This is a genomic window from Pseudomonas fluorescens, assembly GCF_000968015.1.
Lineage (GTDB): Bacteria > Pseudomonadota > Gammaproteobacteria > Pseudomonadales > Pseudomonadaceae > Aquipseudomonas > Aquipseudomonas fluorescens_W.
In genome coordinates, this window is the sequence record NZ_LACH01000039.1 from 77692 (window position 1) to 98081 (window position 20390).

Consider the following 20390-nt stretch of genomic DNA (forward strand, 5'->3'; position numbering starts at 1 on the left):
CTCGCCTTCATAGATCTCAGACTGCGTATGCTAGGTGAGCTCAAACGTCAGCATTTAATCGAGCGCTTTGAAATTCAGGAAGCGGCTGCTAGTCGGGACATCGCGCTGTACAAAACGCTCCGTTCGCACAACCTGGTGTATGACGCGAGTTCGCGTATCTACAAAGCCAGTGAGTCCTTCGAGAGCCTGTTCGATTCCACCGCGGAACAAGCGCTAATTTGGGTCACCAAAGGGTTAGGCGATGGGGAACCCCGAAACACCACACCTGGGATCACGGTCGATTTTCCTGATCAACTGTCGTGGCCGAAACTCGATATCCTGGCTCACGTCACCCAGGCAATTCATCAGAAATGCCCACTGCAGATTGATTACGAGTCGTTGAACGGTTCCAGCCAACGCGTCATCGTGCCTTTTTCTCTGATCGACAATGGACTTCGCTGGCATGTTCGTGGGTTTGACAGGAAGTCGGGAGAGTTCCGAGATTTCGTCATCACCCGGATCCGCAAGGCGAGCCCTCTTCCCGATGATCCCGTTGCTGTTCACGAGACGAGCGATCGAGACATCCAGTGGACGAGAATCGTTGAACTGACACTTATCCCTCACCCAGATCAACTGCGACCGGAAGTCACGCTCATGGATTACGCAATGGTTGATGGAATGCTGTCGCTGAAACTTCGGGCGGCTACGGCGGGCTACACCCTACGCAAGTGGAGTGTGGACTGTTCACCAGATCACAGCCTCAGGGGTCCAGAATTTAGGTTGTGGTTGTCCGACCCCTTGGCACTGTACGGCGTCAAGAACGCGATCCTTGCCCCTGGTTATGTCGCACCTGACGCGCGCTAATTTTGAATGGATGGTAGGTGGCACTGGCGATGGTTTTCTCGTTTGGATAATCAATCGACAGCGTTGACCTCGGACTAATCACCTTAAGGCTCGCCGGTAAAAGCTATTGACGATTGATCAGTTGCGCGAACTCGTCCCAGAGACACCGTTTCAAGGAAGCGATGGCTACCCTTTCGTCATCGTGTTGGACCAACACATCCCTCAACCTTGGCGGATGAGGTTTGAAGCTGCGAGCGCAGGATCCACTCGATTGCACGAGGGTAGCTACGCGAGCGATTGGCGGCGTTTTTTACGGCTGTGGATGCGAGAGATGGAGCACCTTGCCGCACACAGGAAAGGTGGATTTCATGATTGAACTTGATTTGAATACAAACGATGCAGAAGCGCTTTTGAGGCATTGCGAAAGCTATGTGCCTACGGATGATGACCCGCGGGAAAAACGACGCTTGCAGGCTGCTCTAGAGGCTCTTCGAGAGGCATTGATTCAGCATCTTCACTCGGATTAAATATCGCCACACACTGAAGCAACCACGTGCAATGCAAATTACTCCAGCCGCTTGAGCTCCACAGTCCCAACCAGAAAATCGAGGAAAACGCGAACACGAACCGGCTGCGCACCATTGCCAAGAAACACAGCGTGGATGGGATCTGTGTCCCCAGGGTTGAAAGCTTGCAGTACTAGCACCAGTGCTCCTGATGCAACTTTGGCGGGAAATTGCTGAGCGCCACAATTTGGTCCAGCCTGATCTGGCAAAGCTGGTCGGCTGGGGGTTCGGGGATGCCATCTTTCATGTTGAGACGGACATCATTTCGGATCTGAACAAGATCTACCTATACGGTTTCACCGAAAGGGTCGACTCAAAAGCTTCGCTGTTCGAGGCACTGGACAGCTTGAAGAGAAAGCGCGTGCTCCCTTAGTCACCTGGATTGCCGCTGGAGGACAGACTTCACCAGCGCCCTTCTCGAGGGCATGCTTCAGAAGATTGGCGGTTCCCAACCTTCAAATTGTTTCAGCGCATTCAACTCACCAATCAACTCTTTCGCCTGGGCCAATCGCTCCAAGACAGCGTTTCGTTCCACATCACTGAGGCTCTGTGCAGATTGCTCGATGTCGTCAAAGAACGCGCGAATACTGTTCACTTTCGCCCAAGTCTGAATCACAGACTCAAGCCGATCTCGGCTATCCTGAATCACCTTGAATCGGCGCTTTTCCTCGTCTTGTCTGCGCCTCTCCTCACACGCTAATAAAAACTGTTGATGCTCGCGCTCGCTCCGCTCACGCTCGATTTCGACTTTATTGGCCAGCACCGGTGCCTCGGTAATCAGCAGCTTAATGATGCCGGAAATTTTACTGACCAAGTCGCCAGGCTTATCCTCGATCCAACGCTGTATCCATTCTGCGCGGTAGTAGGGAGAGTAAGCTTGTAGACAAAGGCGTCCGGTGGGCATGTCATCGCTCATTACCCAGCCATCATGAAACGGAGATCGCCGTTGACTGGCAGGAAGTAAGTTGAGTCGAACGTATTGCTTGCCAACACTCTTCACAGGCACATACTCACTGATCTCGTAGACTGTTAATCCGAGTTTGACGCTTCCCATGTAAACCACGGTGGGGCGCTGCGGATGCCAGAGTGCAGGATGAAAGTACCTCTTGGACTCCTTTTCACGGTGATCCACAGGCGCACGACTCATGTGCGTGGTGGAATCAGCGAGCGTTACGGAAAAGCCTTTTTTCATCAGTGCCAAGTACAACTGGTTGGCAAAATCCACGGCGTGGGCGAGTCCGGTGCGGCTCACGATGAGATCTGCCATGGCGCGTTTTGTCGGTCGCAAATAACCGTTTTCGCCTTCCCGAGCTTTTCCAAAATGCTCTTCGATACCCAGCAACAATGGGTGTCTTCGAGGCAATGTTGCATTGGTGTTTGCTGGTTGGCGGCCCAATTTCTGTGGCGCCTTAGGCAATGTCTGTGAAACCTTGATAGGGGCACCATTACGACTCCAGACGATCAGGGCGCCTGGTAGCGCTACTGGCAGAGCCGGGCGAACTTTTGCTTTTCCCGCCGCAACTTGAGCCCAGTACCCCACTGGCGGTCGAGGGATATTCAAGCTTGTATAGACCCGAGCCAAATAACTGGAGGAGACACCATATCGTTCTCCGATTTTGGTCATTGGCGTCGACCAAGCTTGTTCGAACAGTGACTCTCTTGTCACGACGTCTTCGGACGAGTCATCGGCTGGAACGGGAGCGTCCGGCGTGTCTTCCATGGATAATCGCTTCGATGAAAGTGATCGTTGAAATCAGCTACAGCTACATCATACTAGCCTAAGCGTCATGACGATCCGAGGCGATTGCAGACCAAGATTGTCATCTCAGCCGCCCTCCCCTTGATTCAACACTATCGAACTGGTAGTGAGCGCGGACAACGATTCGTGACTTGTTTCAGAGTATTCATTGACGCCCCTTTTTCATGGACATAACTCACGGAAGTATGGCCCTAAAGACGCTTCGTCATGATTTCCATACTTAAGCGGCGCCACATCATTGAGTGTGATTTCCTACCTCATTTCTGCACCTACACTACGAACCCGGACGGTTCGCTGATGTTCAAGGAGTTCGACTCTTCAACTGATCGCGTCGATAAACACCCTTAGCAGACGTTAGCGTTTGGCATGAGTAACTTGACTCGACTTGCCGTGGCTAGCCCTTTCGATGAAAGGGTTAGGCGTCACCGGCCCGCCGCTTCTTGAATTGTTCAAAACGATCCCTGTACGAGAACATGTAATCGAGGATCGCGTTCGTGAACTCAATGGTGTCCCTGGCATCTGGCTGTGCGATGGAAACGCCAACGCCATGAGCAGCTTCATTGCCAACAATTCGCAGCGCATCAGACCATTCGAATAGACGCTCGTCGATGAGGCCAACCTCTTTCATTTTCTTCAACGAGAGGCTGAGGTTTCGCTCCGCAACGCCATGCTCTGCGCATACACCTTCAATAGTCTTGCGGCACATGATTGCGGATGCTGTATAGGCCTGAGACCGATAGCATGCGCAGGCTTCTTCGAAGGCGGCGCGAATCTCCTTGGGGGCATTTGGATTGACTCGGACATCGGTTTGGGGGAAGACCACAAATGGGGTATCCCATTTATCGCCTTCAGCCATGTTTCCGACATTTGTCTGTCGTACCAGTATGGGAGAGCTGCAAGCCGTGCATGACAGCAGCGTGTAGCGGCAAGAGGGTTCTTTGCCATCAAATTGGCGCCCGTATCCGCCGGTCTCTTCGGCGTCAACGTACTGCCGGCATTCTGTGCATTGGATGATCATGTTGTTTTGGGACACTGAACGATTAGTAGGCGACCTAAGCGGAGTAACGCTATCGTCGTTTGCGTTGCATAAGGCCCTTGTCCACGTAGATCCCTGAATGATTGGAATGTCGCGCCAGAAATCCAACATGAGCCAATGAGATGAGAAACGTGACAACGCCCGCACGCAGATTACGAGGCCATTAGCAGCGTGTCTATGGCCTGCCTTTTTCGCCGATCGCAGTCCGCCGCAAAAGGCCGCAAGCGCTCCAAAGCCGACCGTGACAGCAGGTAGAATTGATCAATTATTATCCGCACCAATATGCAGCGTTGAGTCGAGGGAGTAATTTTCAGTTGGCGCAATCGTTGCGCATTACACATCCGGCCAATGTTATCGGCTAGGATGCTGATTTCCCGCAGACAGGCGTCTATCCGCTGTGTTTTTAGCCGCCTTGATGCCCCCTACTTATTCAGCTTCAGCCCAAAACACATAGTAGATGCCACTTTGCTATCATGCGGTAATTGTATATAGTCAAAATTGAAATTACTGATATCAGATTTTTAAACAACAATCAGCCTCGCAACTATGATGGAGACGTCCATATGATAAAATTTGGTAACCAGGCTTACGACAGCTTGATAACGGAGCTACTAAATGATGCTGTTTATTTGGAAGGCAGATCAAACAGAGGCATAATATCAACCGTGCGACAATACACTGAAGTTGTCGTGCGAAGAATTCTGGATCTAGAACCTAATGCAAGCATGACCTTGGGTAAAAGTGATGTCAGCTCAGCTCTGAAAGCGATAAGCAATAATAATGAATTGTTATTAAGTGCAGTTGAAAATATTAGAGTCCTTGGCAATAAATGCACTCACACTCAAGAACTAGGACCTATTACAGATGAAGACGTATCGAATATATTTGATTGCCTATTCGATCTTTATGCTTATTTGTTTGTGAATTTTTTTACCAAGCATAGATTTGGGCAAAATGGAGAAATATTGTCCTCGTTCTCTATTTTGCCTCCGATTATTCGATACAAAACACTAAAAAATCTATACGAGTTGGACCCGAAAAATCTCAATGTAATAGATAAATACACGCTGGCTATTCTTAAGGCTTTCGATGAACACGAAGCAAAGGCTTGGATTATAGAGCGAAAAGAAGAATTAGTTGCAATGTCGACCCTCACTGAACAAAACATTGAAGACATAAAAAATAAATACGGACAAGCATTTGCGCTAGAAAACAAGCTCAAAGCGCCCAATATGTTTGATTGTTGCATGGATCGAATTGATAAGGTTGCGTTAACTATTTCAAAAAACGGCTTGCTTTATAATGACTTCGAAAGTGCTATGGAACTTTTCAAGAGCAAAGGCTTCGTCAACGGCGACACGGCTGAAACCAACGAATTTAATGCCACAATGCAATTTGTATATCTAGGCAGAAAACCCAAGCCTAATGATCGGCTAGATGATAAGGAAAGATACTTAACCTTCTTATGACATCCTACGTAGAATTTTGTGCGGGTGTGAGTTGCCAGTCACGATTGGCCAATTTCGGCTAATCGTGGCCGGATGCTTTTCGCAGATAGCCGTCTATCGTGCACAGTGATTTTCTCGTTCGAGTGAATTTTCACAATTTACTATTAGGCTTGCCCGCATGAAGCGAGCGAGTAGAATCAGAAATTAGGTGCTGCTCCGCAGAGCCTCCAACTCCTCTGGAGCAAGCCTCTTCGTCTGGGCATAGCCTTGTATATACCTAGAAAGAATGGACGTCGCTTCTCTGAAACAATCCAAAATTTCCACCCAACTGAACTCAGGAAACTTCAAATCAGACGCAGATATATGGAATTCAATGGTACGGTCTTCTTCCTCGAAGTTAGAAATTGCATCGCTGATATGTGAGCCAGAAAAATGAACATAACCAGAGAGGTTCGCATAAACATCAGGAAGCCAAGGATGGTCTTCCTTGTGCGTTTCAACAAGGTATGCGTCCATGAGTCTATTGCCATTTCTGTCTTTCAACTTATCGATGCGGACGCCCTCTAACACGCTTGTGGCAAAGGCGTGCGGTTCTGAGACTAGCCACGCTGCCGAGAATCGTAGCGCAGTGTCAATATGCATTCGAAGCAACGATCGTGCACAGACCATGTTCCATGCTCGGACCATCGCAGTGACCGCACTCGCTGTACTAACGCTCCTTTTAATGGCCGCAAACACCATCCAGTCAAGTGGGAACATCGGGCTGCCATTGGGACCGACAACCTGCATGCCCAATTTGAGTAATGCGTCGCTGTCTTGATCGAGCGCCTGTAACAGTGCTTCGACGTGCTCGCTCGGTAGAGGGTGGTCATTGCTCATTCCAGAGGCTCCTAACGTTCAGATTCAGGGGGATATCCAATAGCCTGTAACTGCTTTCTCGATATCGAATACCAAGGCGTTCAATCATCATCAGACAACAGCGGTGAATCGATGTCTATCTCAACACCTTTGACTAGCCCATCGATCCGAGAAATGAGCGCTGGGGATATCACTTCCAGTCGGTTTGGGCAGACCGCAATGTCATGTTCAAGAAAATCCAGAAACCGGCTTAAAACGGATTCCTCGACACCTGTCGGCTCGCCGTCCTCCTCCCTGTCAGTAAGAGGCAAGCTTGGGTTAATGGGTATGAGATCTACCATCGCTCAGGCGTCTTCTGCTCCGAACCTTGAGCACCTAAGCCTTCAAATCTCGATGACCAAATCAGCCCTGAATCCTGTTTGTTCACCTGGATAACCTCTTGGGTTCGAAATCAACCGGCAGCCATTTTCAATGAAGTCAGCAGAGGCGTGGGTATGGCCATATACCCACACATCCGCCTGACTCACCAATTCAGGCCAGTCATTCGCATACGCCGCCTCCAGGTGCATGCCGAGCTTTTCGGAAAGCCCTGACGGGGTCGGAGCATGATGAGTGATGACCACCGTTTTCCCATCGAATGGTTTTTCGAGTTCCGCTGATAACCAGGCGTACGTCGTCGTTGATTCACTAACCAGATCATCGGGCCTGAGGCGTCTAAAGTTGTTCGCCGTGCGAATGACGGCATAGTCGTTCATGCATTCCAATGCCGCTTTTTTTGCAGCGAACACATCGCCCATAAGTGAAAAGTCAGTCCAGGCGGTGGCGCACAAAAAGCGCGTCTGATTGAACACGAATGCCTCATTGTTCAGCACATGAACGTGCGACCGAGCACTTCCCTTCATTTTTATCAGGGTGAGCTCCAGGTGGCCTCTGTAGAATTCATGGTTCCCGCACACGTAAAGCACGGGGCAATCGAATGCGTCATTGGCCCAATCCACCCCGCGTGCTTTCGTGTGAATATCACCGGCAAGAATGACGATGTCGGCATCAGCCGGACCGGGATCAAACGACGCAAACTCGAGATGCAGATCAGAATAGATTCTAACTTTCATTAAGAAATACCATTTCAGGGTGATCAGAAGTAGCAAGCAGTACACAGCATCAGCTTTGGCTAGCGGCTCTCAACGACTTGATAACCGGCCAAGATGCGTGCGTTCTCGAGCCTTGGCCGGCCAGGACGTACAGCTTGTTTTTACTTTCAAAAAAGCAACTGTTGAGCGGAACAATCACATCAACTTCCACCGGCGAAACGCATCTTCGAGACGCCTGAGCGGAATCATCGGCGAGCGCCAGGCTCCCTGGGGCAGTCTTAGATCCTGTAACAAATCCGGCATCGCCAGCAGCAACCGAGCATCTGCCTGTAAGCGTTCGAACAACCATTCCGGGTCTGCCCTATGCGCGAAGTTAGTACACACAGCCCCCCAATCGACTGAACCTAATCGTTCAATATTTGTTGGCCACCGTGTGATCCGCACAATGCCCTCGATATCCATCACCATGGGCGCAACATCGTAGATGGGTGCAAAGCTCACTCGCTCCTTGCCCCGAAGGATCGAGAGATTTCCGCCATGGTTGTCGGTGTTCCCGGCAATCTGATTAATCAAATCCCGTCGCAAGTATTCGCTAACCATGTCAGGTATTTCAGATTCTTGGCCGGCAGCAATCCATGTTTCCGCTAGCCGATCCACGACATCGAAATGATTCAAACAACCACCTCGATTGCTGACGCCACATAATGAATACATGGATTCGACTGCGATGCGCTCCACTCCCCCCAGAGAGACCTTCCGATCGAATCTTTGCATCCAAATGCTAGGCATCTTCGCTGCTTCGTGGGTCAGACCATCGGCGGCGATCGTGTCGATCCCCAGCTCGCCCAGCGCGCGGTAAAAGCAATATTCGCTATGCAGGATGTCGCGGTCTAATTGAGTGGCGGTGTTACGCGGGAACTTAACAAACCAATGTCGGCACACATCAGCGTCGCGTAGCGCCCCCTCAGGATAAAGCTGCCCCCAAGCATCTTCGACCAGCAGCATTTTTGGAGCTTCGCCGCCAGCGCCAAGGGCACCGCTTATCGCCATTCCCGATTCCCTGGCCTGGTCGAGAAAGCCCGTACCTTCCTGAACAACCTCGTCTCGATTAAACCCACCAGTTAATTTCTGTGCGGAACACAGCGCTCCGGCCGCACTTTTTATACGCATATGCCCAATGGGAGCAGCAGCGAATTGCTGCAGCAGAAAGAGATCAATCGACATCCCTGGTGGTACTACCACTCTCGACAACAAGTGCCGACGTCCGGCACCGGCCGGGATGATATCGCGCAGAAAAGCTGGGGCAGATTCACGCCAAATATCCCATTCCAGAGGGAGGTTCGCACTGACGGCCGGCGCTTTAACCGTACCCAGTTGAATGTGCTGATCCACAAGATATTCGGGCTGGTAGTTGATCGTGCACCGGCTTCGCAGGCTCTCTCTAGGTGAATCGAAGCTGACCACCAGTGCATCGCGCCAACAGCCATCCGAGTGAATTTGAAGCGTGATGGATTCCATACGTCTCGGCCAATTGCCGAAGCCTCACTGTGCCTTGATCAATATCAGTCCGCCGGGCTTTTGGGGGGCTGACGGTCCCCCTGAACAGCGGGGAATAGTTTCTCGATCAGCGTCGCCGAATCACTCCAATCGCGAGCAAGGCGTTCCGCCCAAGCAGGGAGCTTTTTCCAATCTCGCACTACTTGACGAGCCCTAACAAATATTCGTGTAGCGCTGCAACAGCAGGCACACTTACGTGCTTTCTCGCGCCACGGCCGGCCAGGATGTACAGCGTGTCTTTGCTTTCAAAAATGCATCCATCAAGATCCCGTTGGTAGCCACTTAACACGCTTTCGCCAGGGCGGTGCTTATTCTGGCTATCGAACACCATCAACTGGGCAAACAGGATGGTTGTCTCAAGACCCTGCGCTTTGATGTCTTGCTCTATGGATGGCGGAGGCAGCACATCCAGCAACATCCAATGTCGAACGACGCAAAAATGCCTTTCCTTGAACGTATCGCTGGCGACGCTGATCAGTTCATCATCGGCGAGCCTTGAGCCTCCCACTATGTGTGCTGCCCCGTAAAACAAATCGCCAAGTAACTCGGTGTCAGTAACGTTCGATTTTTTCATTGCTACCCAAACCTGCTTTCCCCCCGTGATCGCCATGTAAGGAGCCGTCTTCACGATGTCCATTACGATGACAACTCGAAAGTTCCAGTGAGCTTTCTTCGTTGCACGCTCACCATTCCCGGGTAAGTCAGTGATAAATGCGATTCATATAAATATTGCTGCCGGGCGGAATCCAGCTCACCACGACGTAAAGACTCCCGCCGACAGTGCGGAACAAAGAGTACCCGTCGATGAAAAACACCTTCAGAATACTTGATGTTCTGATACTCGCACCTTCTCTGAAACGGCCAGTGGTATCGCCATACACCGTCCCCATGAGTATTGGGGGGCTGTCAACAGCCGCCAGCAAATAGGCAGTCACTGGCATACCGAAATCCACTTCCATTGCCGCGGCAACAGCTGCAGGTACGGACGGAGCTAGCTTTTCTTCACCCATGTCGCGATGCACCTGAGGAGTGAACCAGAGTCAAAAAACGCCTTTCTCGATGCTTCATGAAATTCCCCGCATTCATCAAATTCAAACGCCAACAGTCACGCTCACAACGCAGTGGTAAGCACTCAGCGTCGTCTCTGTCTCGATTTCGATTTACTTCTAAATTGAAAGAGCGCACACATGGGCGAAACTGGATTTATGTGCGTTGTGAATTCTACAAACGCGCCATGGCCGCCACTCACATTAATATATAGATTTGAGTGACGGATAGCAAACGCGGCATACAACTCTGTTTTTACGGAACGGAAAAATGTCTGTGCGAATCGCATTCGCCGCGGCGCTGAAGCTTCTGAGAACAGGACGCGGTCTTAAGCAACAGGATCTGAGTGCAAGCCTCACTCAATCGCACGTGAGCCAAATTGAAAGTGGAAAGACATCGCCCAGCCTTGAGGCAATCATCGACCTGAGCAATGCACTGCAGCTGCATCCTGTTGCGCTGATGGCTCTTGTTTGTGCAGCGCATGAAGAACTGACTCCCGGCGATATCCTGGAGCTCGCAAAAGAAGACCTTCAGTCACAATCGCTGCTCGGGATTACCATTGCACTGGAATCCGAAGAAAAGCCGCATCCTCGCGTTGCAGCAGCAGCGCTAGCACGAGAGCAAGTCCAAGCGTTGAAAGATCAGGGTTATTCGCAAGCTGACATCGCGCGGGAGTTGGGGATGGCGGAATCAACGGTTCGACGTCATTGGCACCGTGTAAGTTAAGGTTGGCTCGCAGGGTTTGAGTATTTCCACCAATCGCTCAAGGTCGCCAGCAACGGCACTGCTATGCTTGGTTCTCCATTCGAACGGAGTCGAGTCATGGCTGAGCAATATTCCCTTCCTGATGTGCTGGCAAGAATGTACGAGAACCAGCTTGCGGTCGAAGCCGCACTCATGGAGCTTGTGCTCCTGGAGGAGCAGCGCGGGTCTTCAGAGGCGTGTGAAAACGCTCGAGGAGCGCTTGAAAATATCGGTGAAAATGCTGGACATATCAAGCAGGGCATCGCCCGATTGAGGGGAGCTGCGGGCACTTCTGAATATTAAGCTTTTTTTCCTGTGGCTTTGTCGCTCGAACGAAGCCGTACTCTGCAACTGTGTGGCGCGTCCCTGTGTAACCTACCGACCAGCTCCCTCCCCTGTTGGGCACTGCTCACTAGGCGACAGAGCCGTGGCTGTTAGGACTAAGACCCGAACACCTGACCGTTGGCCTACCCAGGCTCTTCATTTTCTCGCCATGACCTGTGTCATTGGGACGAAAACATGAGCCGCTTTGATGATCACCGTGGGTCACGGTGTCCTGGTTCAATGGCGCCGATCAGATGACTCTCCAGATCGAATGAAGGGGGTACTTTCACGCTGTAGGCCTCAGCCCCCTTAAGCTTGATGTCTGCCAAATCACAGTCGCTGAAATCACATCCGTTGAGCACGCTGCTTCGTAAATCTGCTCCCTTGAACGACCCGTGACGAAAATTGCTAGTCATCATCATCGCTCCCCGGAGTGAGCAGCCATCAAAGCGTCCATGATCAGCTGTCACTTGAAGCAAGTCCGCGCTTGTCAGGTTGCTCCGGCTAAATTGCGCCCAACTCAATTTGGAACCCTGAAATCTGGCTTTCGTCAAATTACACAAATGAAAACTGGCAAAGCTGAGATCGGAATGCGTCAACGAAACCCGTTCCAGGCGCTCCTCGCACAAATCCAATCCTCGCAAGTCGTCCAAAGCTTCGGGATATGGAGCGGCAACCCCAACGTTGGGCAGCTGCGAAAGCAGATTGGGCCAACTGTCGTCTGCATTACGCAGGGCCAGTAAAAGCTGCTTCTTTACGCGCAAACCGGCCTCGGTTTTCCACCGATCTCGAAGCTCAGCTATCTCTTGAACTGATAGTTTTTGTTCTTCTGCCATTCTTCCAACTCCAAAAAGCGTCTGCCCTTCTTCACTCGGGCTCCCCTGCGAATCATCGAGGGCAATATTCTTGCATCGACTGAGCACTCGAGTTCACCGGGATAAGGTGTCCCCGTATAACCATTGATCGTCGAAACGCGCCCCTCCAAAAGGCGCTCCAGATCCCAGCCGATCATTTCACCCAACTCATAAACCCAGCCACCCGCTTCGGCCCAATAGATAGCGCCTTGCCCCATGGGGTGAGACACCACCGAGGTTAGCGTGGTGCCGCGAAAGCGCGTGCCCCGTCCTCGGCTTGCGTGCCTTAGAAGATCAATGCAGGTGCCTTTGAGCGGGATTCCGGCGCTGAAAGCTTCAGCAGGATCGATTAGCGAAGTCCCATAAAACCTGTCACCAATTCCTACCGGCCTCACCAACTCACCACTGGGTAATTTGGCCTTTAAATCTATCATTGGATTGGAGCTGTCACAGGTGCAACAGGTATCGTCACAATATTGTTTTTTTCGTAGATCCATTACTAGCTCTTGAATTGGAAACTGCGCTTCATCTGCGATCTGTGCCTAGGGGCCGATCGCGTCAACAGAACTGACAGACGTTGCTTGACATCTCGCTCAGCTAATTTAGGTTGTAGCCGTTAATCCTGGTGAGCAGCACTGCTTTCCAATGGCTTTCACGAGCTGAAATTTCGCTTTTCATTGCATGAATATCGGCAATTTCCAGGATGGAAAATCGCAGGTCGTATTTACGATCAGGCGATGCCTCGATGCCGAATTCCTTTTTCAGTGCAACGTTACCGCCGTGCCCGGTCGCAGCGTAGGTTCGCCATCGCCCCCAGATACCCTCCTCACCATCGGCCTTGCCCACATAAAGCTTGCCTGTGGCACTGTCAGTGATCAGATAGACCCCCTTCACGTTAGCGAGCGCCGCGCGCCAACTTTTTACGTCGTGACGAACCACAATATCCAAGTGTTCCTTGGTCAGGTTCACGGCTTTGTAGCCTGGAAAGTCGCCGACACTCAAACGCTTAGGTAGTAACTCCCTCACAACGAGATCTGCGGCCATTGTTGTGCCCAGCGGGTACGAATGTCGCTTCTTGTACGCGCTGGTGAGATAAAGTCTGCCCACCCACTCCTCTGCCGCGTCAATACGTTGCAGCTCGTAGATGTAATGCTTGCGTGGTGTGCTGTGCTTGGTGCAGCTCACCTTTCGGAAAAGCCCTGCGAAAAGCCAGCTATTTGGGCGTCCTGCCTGAATGAGCGACACCACAAATTCTTTTTTGAAGTTTTGATTGGCTTGCCAGGATTGCCACCGATCAAACCGGCCTTCAAGGAACACGTCCAATGGATGTTCCTCGCCGTTGTGCCTCGCGAGATGGACCTTCGCGGTTGTGGGAGTGAACGTGGGCTCCCACATTTTGAGTAGATCGAATAGCAGCATTTTTGCTCTCTTATGCAGCTTGGAAAGAACGTGCGCGCGAGCATACGGCGTCGCTGTCTCACCTAATCCAAATGTGCACTAAGTGCCGAGGTGCTCCGAGAGAACCAGATGGAGGCGGAGTTGATTGAATGAACAACTTCGTGGGGTGAATCCAGCATTCGTGACAACAGCGGGTAGCGCGCTCATTCCACTGCAAGGTCATGGAAGACCTCTGCTTGCCGCCGTTTGTAGCGTCCTGCTGCCCAAAATATAAAATCGAGGGCCTTATGGTCGGAAACGTATCCCTCAGTGTCTCGAAATTTTGATCGGAACTGAACTCTGACTTGCTTGAATGTGCCCTCCTCTATGATCTGATCATAGAGCTTCTGCAGACCTGAATAGAAGAGAAGATACATCTCTAATCGGACCTCAAAAGGTTTGTAGGGAGGCGGCCTTTGGAAGCCGAAGATCGAGGCAACCTCAGTATCGTAGATCGGTTTGTGGGGGCAGACGGTCGCCGCCATTTTGGTGGCAAATGAAAACTGGAGAGAGGACTGACCTTTGAAATTTGGAAAGTCTCCCAGCTCTCTTGCGATCTCACATAGATCGACGGTGCCGGCCGATTTCGCGATGCTCATGAGCTCAAAATAACGCTCCTTGAATTCAGCGCTCAGGCCTGCACTGTCCAACCGATAAAATGACCTATATACGAATTTGAAACAGCCTGTCTTGCGCGGGATCTTCAACAGCAAAACGGTCACTGAGGAAACGATAAACCGCGATTGATTCGGCTCCAAGCTCACCCAGCACCTCAGTGGCCTGTCCTTCAACCCAGATAGGTGACTCCAATATCATTGCTGTTCCTTGCACCATTGAGGTCTTCCTGCCAAGGCCCCTGGAAGCGCCCTGTATCAGCGGCGCCTGACGTGTAACGTTCAATGTGATATTCGCACATCGAAGCGCGCTTTCAGAGCCTTAAATAGCTTCGCTTTTGACCTATCGGCTCGCAGCATTTAGTCCAGGTCTTCCTTGGAGTGACGTTCTCAAATGAGCCCAGGCACATCATCGCTTGTGCGGTTGACTCGGATGCCACGCTGCACCGCAGGGCGTTGCTCAATCGCTTTGGCCCAGCGCTCGACATTGGGGTACTCGGAGTTGTTTAGGAATTCAGCGTGGCCATAACCCCAATCGAGAAACACCCCGCCGTACCAAGGAAAAATGGCAATGTCCGCAATCGAGTAGTCTTCGCCAAGGATGAAGGTTCGCCCCTCAAGGCGTTGATTCAACACATCGAGCTGCCGTTTCACCTCCATCGCATAGCGGTTGATCGCATATTCAATTTTTACCGGGGCGTATTTGTAGAAATGAGCCAGGCCTCCCGGGAGATAGGGTGTGCTGCCAACCTGCCAGAAAAGCCAAGACAGGCACTGAGCGCGCCCAACCGGATCCTGTGGAATAAATCGACCGAATTTTTCCGCCAGGTGCAACAGAATGGCGCCCGCTTCGAAGAGCTTGATGGGCTGCGCACCGCTGTAGTCGATCATGGCAGCAATCTTGGAGTTCGGGTTCAACTCAACGAATCCAGAGCCAAACTGATCGCCTGCGAAGATGTCGATCATCCAGGCGTCGTACTCGGCATCATGCTCGCCAGCTGCCAGGAGCTCTTCAAGCATGATCGTTATCTTGCGCCCGTTTCCTGTCCCCATAGAGTAGAGCTGAAGTGGATGCTTACCACGGGGCAGCGGTTTCTCGTGCGTAGCGCCCGCTGTCGGCTTGTTGATGTTTGCGAAGGTGCCGCCATTGGGCTGATCCCATACCCAAACTGCTGGTGGGACGTATGGATTGGACTCGTTCATCGCCTACTCCTATTCATGGATACGCAGCTAGCGTCTATCCGGTGCGCAACACGGATCGGGCTGAGATCGCCCGGGACAAGCCGAGAGGTAATCAAACACAGGAGATTTTATAGATGACAAAACCAATCTAATCAACCTTGCAGCCGACTCATTGGTCAGGTACCCACCTTGACCACCTTGCAGGAGGATGATCGTCAATATCGGATTGTTGATCCCATTCCCTCAAAAGCGGCATTGCTAATGAGCAGGTGGCAGGTTCTGATCACAATGAACCCGCCCTTCGCGACGGCGATGCCCGAATAGCCAAATGACAGGAGGACAACCGCCGTATTGCTCTCCTCCACGTTTTCCAAGACATTAGAGGAACACAGTGCCATGCCCGGCCTATTGGCAGATGGCTGTAATCGGTTCGTGAGCCAGCGCCATGAAACTGAGTCTTCAACTCGATCCAGTCTTCGACCTGCTTGACCTTCAGTTGGCTCTCATAAATTCCACGTGGACTTCAGTTGAATCATCGTCGAGCATCCATTTTTCAACCTCGGCTGACCATCCAGGCTTGCAGAACTCAAGGGTTGTCCAGAAGTTTTGATAGCTTTTATAGTCAAGTTCTTGGGCGATGGTCTGATGGTTTTTATTCAAGAGATACCATGCGGAGCGCATCCTGGTGCCCCAGTTGTGCGCACTCAATAATATCTGACCGGTTTCTTCTTGAAAGCCGAGCATGGGCAGACGGGAGATGAAAAAAACAGCGGCAACCTGGCCATATTGCGGCTGTTGATATACAAGTTCGTCAACCAGTTGATACAGCAGCCCGACACCTTGGAATATGCAAATATTGGCAGATTCTTTCTTCTGCGTAACATGTGCAACCTTAAGCGTTGGCCCTCTAAGAGAAGGCGTTACGTTGACGTTGATACTGAAGTCTTTCAAAGTGAATCCTCAATTGTTTTTATTATTGGAGTCAATTTAATGACTGCAGATCATTTGATGCAAACTATTTGCGCTTGACAGCAATGCCTTTAAAGGTAGGAATACGACCTTACTTCTTCGATTTCGCGCAATAACCACGCTGAAGGCGTCGGCGTACGCCTCTCAGCAATTTATGTGATTTTATCTGTTTGCGACCGACAGGCTATAGATTGCTCCAGCTCTGTCGGTCTGGCTTTCAGCAGGTCAATGCTGGGTAAGATTAAAAATCTTCATCGATGTCATCGCCGAGAATCCACCTTTCAACTTTCTCTTGCCACTCGGGATTACAGAATTTATCGGTAGGCCAATAATTCTGGTAAATTTCGTAGTCAAGCTCTTGGGCTTTGGTCTTGTGAGCGTTGTCCAAGATGTACCATGCACAACGTATCCTGAGATTCCAGGTGTCCGCGTTCAGCAGTATTTGGACAGTTTCTTCTAGAAAGCCGAAAAGGCGCAGACGAGACGTGAAGTAATCAGTGACGACCTGAGCGAGTTGTGGTTGCTGCTCAACAAGCGCGTCCGACATGCGGTATAACAAGCCGATGACTTGAAATGCTGAAACGTCCGCCGACTCTTTTTTGTGTGGTGAGTGTGAAACTTCAAGCTTCGTTCCATTAGGCGTGGACGTAACAATGGCATCCATAGTAAAGGTGTTCATAGGCGTCTCTTTTTATTGTAATTGTTATATCAATATAATACTCGCCATCCAAGCAATGCAAACTATTTGCGATTGACGCTGTTCTGTTTTGACGTATAAAAGATCGTGTACCTAAACAATAATGACCTAAAATCATTGTTACAGTCATTGATGTAATTTAAGTGCTAAGCTAGCGACACACCCTCGTTATCACCCTGAGCGCAAGCAATATTGTGACTCATATGTTCCACAGTGTGCCAAATCATTTAGATTAGAGCAGTCGTTGAAACAACATCGTGGCTGTGAAGTCCGCTATCGAGTGGGTGTCAATCAGAAAGACAATGCGGGAGTCGTTTTCCAAACTGCCTCTTTTCAATGAGGGTAAGTCTTCACTTTTTCCGAAGCTCAAGCAAAAATGACAAGTAACTCTCGTCAAGAAGCATTCCAGAGCGCTTATGGTATTCCCCCTCGCCACTACGTCAGTGAAAAGCAACGGTGATACGACACACCGTGTTGGCCTCACAAGGCGATCATGACAGCTCGGCATTATCTGCGCTCTGAACCACGATTCTTGCGCGCTGAAGACGCGTCGTTACCCGGAGTAAACGGTACCTGTCCTGCAAATCGGGACTTTGCTTCTAGGGATAATTGTTCGTGAGCTGGAAACGTTGATAACGTCTTTTGACGAGATTCGGAGGGGGGGCTCGCCAAACAATGCGGCGGCATTTGAAACGAAGATAGGTGAAAGTGCAGCTACCACATCGGCACATCATTTACCGGCGCGGTAGGGAGCGCGTGTGCTGGCACACGGTCTCCCATTGCCCAAGCCGGAAACGGTCATACTGGCGAACCAGAACAACTTTTCCATCTTTCATGGCATTTTCTCCATCTGATCTCAGCGGGCCGCTGACAGCCTTTGCACTTCATGAGCAAAGCGAGCCAATGAGCGCGGGCGAGAGGGAGAGTGCTTCGGTGGTAGCTGCGGCGGCAATGCTACCAAGGGTTGTCGAGCTTTTCCAGGGTTATCCTTCACCGCCGGTTGCGACCCAAAAAAGAATTGAAAAACCGCCTTGAATCAAGAAATCCGAACACGAAAAAAAGCCCGGAGAGCATGCGCTTCCGGGCTTCGTAGGTTGCCAGTCAACTCATCATTTTGTCGAAATGCGACTCGAAATTCGTTTTCACAAACACGTCCCTGAAGCGCGCAACGTATTGTGCGGGATCAATTTCACCGAAATCGGTCAGGTTGACAGCATCCGAATGGGATTGGCGACTGATATACCGGTACAGCGCTCGGAACTCCGGATTCTCATCGGCCAGGTCTGCGAGTGCCGCTCCAAGTGAATCCTGACGGTGCACAAACGAGAAATAATACTCCAGGATATTTCTCATCATGTTCGGGATCACGTTGGTGGATGTGCGCCCGGCCAAAGCGTCCTTGATGGCCTGCCAGAACGATTGATAGTCGTTCTGCACTTCCTTCTCCAGCATGGTGGTGACCGAGCTGAACTGCGACTTGGTGATCCTGAACAATGCGAAAGGCGGTTCCTCATTCTTGGCTGCCGGCATCAGCTTGATCATTTCGTGAAAGAAAAACAGGTTATGCGTGAGAATGATGACTTGTTTGAATCTCGTTTTGGGGGTCAAGACCTGTCGTCTGATCAGCGAGGCAATGTCGTAGATGTAGTTGTGGGACAGGCTGGAGATTGGGTCATCGATCACGATAATCCGATTGCTTTTGAGCTTGCTGGTTTTGTCATCCAGGTCGCCGTTGCAAACCTCCAAAAAATACAAAAACGAAATCAGCGTTTTCTCACCTTCGCTCAGTGTCTTGAACACGTCATCTTTTTGGTCAGGTCGGTGTAGTCGATACTGTGGAACCTCACCCTCCTCCCTCAGTAGCTCAAAGCCCTTCAGACCCAGCACGCCGAGCCATCGGTTGATACTCCCAATTGCCTGGTCGATATTCGTGATTTTGGCTCGGCTTTCGACGATCGTTTCCTGATGCGTCTTGATTTTGCCCAGTATCAGCCTTACTGCATCTCGCTTCGCGGCCAATTTGTCATCGTATTCACGATGCTCCTTGGTAGCTTTAATGATCATGGCATCGCAGCTGCCACGCAAAACATTCCAAAAACGCTCCTTGATCTGCTCAAGGTGAGTTTTCTTGTCCCTGATCTTCAGGTTTATGGCATCGATTTTGTCCTGCTCGACCTGGACGGCAGCGTTTAGATCGGCGATCAATGTGACGGTCACCGTGAGGCTGACGGGGGCCGAAGGGCTAGCCATTTTGGCTTCAATACGCTGAATATTCTGCAGCAGTGCAGATTTCAAAGTGACCACGTGCGCGATAAACGACTTGCCCTGGTATTGAGGTTTATCAAGCTGAAGAAGCAGCTGATCAACACCGCTTTTATAGCGGGTTTCCAGCGCTGCCAGCTCCGCGATGCGAAGCTCGTACGTCTTATCGAATACCTTTTCAAGCTGCGCGTAGAAGTCATTCGGCAGTGCTTGCTGGCAGAATGGGCAATGCTCGTCATTTTTGTCGACAAACTTGAAGGATTGCTTGATCCAGTCCGAGTTGCCCAATTCCTGAATCAGAGCCGACAGATAAGAGTCGCCAGAGCCCGCAATGGTCTCTTGGAAAATAGGCTTCGTTTCTATGTCGCCTGCAGGGAATGCGAAAGAAGCAATGCCCTCAAGCTCCGTATCACTGGCGGACTGCAGCTCAGAGGCTTCTGCTGCCAATGATTCAGCAGTATCGGCCGTCGACTTGAACTTCAGCGGCACGAGTTTATCGTGTAACCGATCCTTGGTATTGATTCCGCCAAGGCAGTAGCTCAGCGGGCCACTGTCATACGGCTTTTTTTGCAGCCACATCTGGTCTTTAAGCGCAGCGGAAAGCGCTTCCTGCGCCGTTTTCAATTCCTTCCCGTCAGCAATTTCCGTCTGCTGCTCCTCGCTAAGGACTTTGATCGCGTCCTCTGCTGCCTTCAACGCAGCTTCCGCCTCAATGTTGCCTTCATTCAAGGTGAAAACACCCGGCTGGACACTAGCGTGAAAGTTTTGCTCCATGAATGTGTGGTTGTAGACCAGTATTTCCCGTTCGGCGTCGACAGGGTCGATACGGCACGACGTGTGATCCGATGAGCTCGGATTTTGCAGAAAATTGCTGATGGTGGTTTTGCCCGTTCCATTCTGTCCGTAGAAGATGTTGACTCGAGTCAGCGGGCCAATGGACGTGTCTACGTTGGGGTCGTAGCTTGAAACGTTGCGCAGAACAATATTCTTGATCATTGTGCTGTCCCTGCGAGGCGGATTAGTTACAAGGCATCATGTTAATTCGCGTTTTCCTGTTTGAACAGCGCCGGTGATGAGAATGTGCCATCACGAATCGCCGGAGCGTTTATGCTGGGGCTTTGTG

General features: G+C 50.9%; 22 protein-coding genes and 1 pseudogene. 6 read left to right on the plus strand and 17 right to left on the minus strand.

All coding sequences use genetic code 11. The features are described 5' to 3' along the window. Positions 1–27 precede the first annotated feature (27 nt). Both VD17_RS18120 and VD17_RS32250 read left to right on the plus strand, forming a co-directional pair. On the plus strand, positions 28–843 hold the full coding sequence (locus tag VD17_RS18120; protein WP_080932030.1) for a WYL domain-containing protein: 816 nt from the start codon (positions 28–30) through the stop codon (positions 841–843). Positions 844–1190: 347 nt separating this feature from the next. Further along, positions 1191–1349, plus strand: coding sequence for a hypothetical protein (locus tag VD17_RS32250; protein ID WP_185753180.1), 159 nt, complete (start codon positions 1191–1193; stop codon positions 1347–1349). A 38-nt stretch (positions 1350–1387) separates the two neighbouring features. On the opposite strand, the pseudogene VD17_RS32660 reads toward VD17_RS32250, so the two are convergent. After that, positions 1388–1546, minus strand: a pseudogene (locus VD17_RS32660) (LysR family transcriptional regulator); the annotation flags it as partial. Here VD17_RS32660 and VD17_RS18125 point away from each other — a divergent pair. Next, complete coding sequence (locus tag VD17_RS18125; protein WP_259674575.1) at positions 1540–1761, plus strand: hypothetical protein; 222 nt, start codon at positions 1540–1542, stop codon at positions 1759–1761. The pseudogene VD17_RS32660 and the gene VD17_RS18125 overlap by 7 nt on opposite strands. Positions 1762–1818: 57 nt before the next feature. Here VD17_RS18125 and VD17_RS18130 read toward each other — a convergent pair whose 3' ends face one another. Further along, entirely contained in the window at positions 1819–3108 is a 1290-nt protein-coding gene (locus VD17_RS18130; protein ID WP_046054970.1) for a hypothetical protein, read from the minus strand. A 454-nt stretch (positions 3109–3562) separates the two neighbouring features. After that, on the minus strand, positions 3563–4003 hold the full coding sequence (locus tag VD17_RS18135; protein WP_046054971.1) for a DUF4145 domain-containing protein: 441 nt from the start codon (positions 4001–4003) through the stop codon (positions 3563–3565). 743 nt (positions 4004–4746) lie between these two features. Here VD17_RS18135 and VD17_RS18140 point away from each other — a divergent pair. Continuing rightward, positions 4747–5652 carry a hypothetical protein gene (locus VD17_RS18140; protein ID WP_046054972.1) on the plus strand — a complete coding sequence of 302 codons (906 nt, stop codon included), beginning with the start codon at positions 4747–4749 and terminating at the stop codon, positions 5650–5652. Positions 5653–5835: 183 nt separating this feature from the next. Here the strand turns inward: VD17_RS18140 and VD17_RS18145 are convergent, their stop codons facing one another. From VD17_RS18145 to VD17_RS18170, 6 genes are all read right to left on the minus strand, one after another. Then, entirely contained in the window at positions 5836–6510 is a 675-nt protein-coding gene (locus tag VD17_RS18145; RefSeq protein ID WP_052962711.1) for a hypothetical protein, read from the minus strand. 80 nt (positions 6511–6590) lie between these two features. Beyond that, positions 6591–6830 (minus strand): type II toxin-antitoxin system PrlF family antitoxin, encoded by a 240-nt coding sequence (locus tag VD17_RS32960; RefSeq protein ID WP_052962712.1) that lies wholly within the window; start codon positions 6828–6830, stop codon positions 6591–6593. A 42-nt stretch (positions 6831–6872) separates the two neighbouring features. Continuing rightward, positions 6873–7601, minus strand: coding sequence for a metallophosphoesterase (locus VD17_RS18155; RefSeq protein WP_046054973.1), 729 nt, complete (start codon positions 7599–7601; stop codon positions 6873–6875). 174 nt (positions 7602–7775) lie between these two features. Beyond that, entirely contained in the window at positions 7776–9098 is a 1323-nt protein-coding gene (locus VD17_RS18160) for a type II toxin-antitoxin system HipA family toxin (protein ID WP_046054974.1), read from the minus strand. A gap of 178 nt (positions 9099–9276) precedes the next feature. Next, complete coding sequence (locus VD17_RS18165; RefSeq protein WP_259674573.1) at positions 9277–9774, minus strand: DUF6957 family protein; 498 nt, start codon at positions 9772–9774, stop codon at positions 9277–9279. 64 nt (positions 9775–9838) lie between these two features. Beyond that, complete coding sequence (locus VD17_RS18170) at positions 9839–10147, minus strand: hypothetical protein (RefSeq protein ID WP_046054975.1); 309 nt, start codon at positions 10145–10147, stop codon at positions 9839–9841. A 307-nt stretch (positions 10148–10454) separates the two neighbouring features. Between VD17_RS18170 and VD17_RS18175 the strand changes: the two genes are divergently transcribed. Together VD17_RS18175 and VD17_RS18180 are read left to right on the plus strand one after the other, a co-directional pair. Beyond that, on the plus strand, positions 10455–10910 hold the full coding sequence (locus VD17_RS18175) for a helix-turn-helix domain-containing protein (protein WP_046054976.1): 456 nt from the start codon (positions 10455–10457) through the stop codon (positions 10908–10910). A gap of 96 nt (positions 10911–11006) precedes the next feature. Continuing rightward, positions 11007–11231, plus strand: a complete 225-nt coding sequence (locus VD17_RS18180) for a hypothetical protein (RefSeq protein ID WP_046054977.1) — start codon at positions 11007–11009, stop codon at positions 11229–11231. A 233-nt stretch (positions 11232–11464) separates the two neighbouring features. Here VD17_RS18180 and VD17_RS31255 read toward each other — a convergent pair whose 3' ends face one another. The 8 genes from VD17_RS31255 to VD17_RS18225 form a co-directional block, all read right to left on the minus strand. Continuing rightward, positions 11465–12088, minus strand: a complete 624-nt coding sequence (locus VD17_RS31255) for a pentapeptide repeat-containing protein (protein WP_052962713.1) — start codon at positions 12086–12088, stop codon at positions 11465–11467. Next, complete coding sequence (locus VD17_RS18190; protein WP_046054978.1) at positions 12052–12603, minus strand: hypothetical protein; 552 nt, start codon at positions 12601–12603, stop codon at positions 12052–12054. Before VD17_RS18190 ends, VD17_RS31255 begins: the two co-directional genes overlap by 37 nt. A 100-nt stretch (positions 12604–12703) precedes the next feature. After that, positions 12704–13525 (minus strand): GIY-YIG nuclease family protein, encoded by an 822-nt coding sequence (locus VD17_RS18195; RefSeq protein WP_046054979.1) that lies wholly within the window; start codon positions 13523–13525, stop codon positions 12704–12706. 182 nt (positions 13526–13707) lie between these two features. Next, positions 13708–14301, minus strand: a complete 594-nt coding sequence (locus VD17_RS18200) for a hypothetical protein (RefSeq protein WP_185753181.1) — start codon at positions 14299–14301, stop codon at positions 13708–13710. A 246-nt stretch (positions 14302–14547) separates the two neighbouring features. Next, a complete protein-coding gene (gene yghU, locus VD17_RS18205) occupies positions 14548–15360 on the minus strand; it encodes a glutathione-dependent disulfide-bond oxidoreductase (RefSeq protein ID WP_046054981.1) in 813 nt (270 codons plus the stop codon). A gap of 471 nt (positions 15361–15831) precedes the next feature. Beyond that, on the minus strand, positions 15832–16290 hold the full coding sequence (locus tag VD17_RS18215) for a hypothetical protein (RefSeq protein ID WP_046054983.1): 459 nt from the start codon (positions 16288–16290) through the stop codon (positions 15832–15834). A gap of 259 nt (positions 16291–16549) precedes the next feature. Then, positions 16550–16987, minus strand: a complete 438-nt coding sequence (locus VD17_RS18220) for a hypothetical protein (protein WP_046054984.1) — start codon at positions 16985–16987, stop codon at positions 16550–16552. A gap of 1119 nt (positions 16988–18106) precedes the next feature. Next, positions 18107–20263: an AAA family ATPase gene (locus VD17_RS18225; RefSeq protein ID WP_046054985.1), complete on the minus strand. Its 2157-nt coding sequence runs from the start codon at positions 20261–20263 to the stop codon at positions 18107–18109. Positions 20264–20390 lie beyond the last annotated feature (127 nt).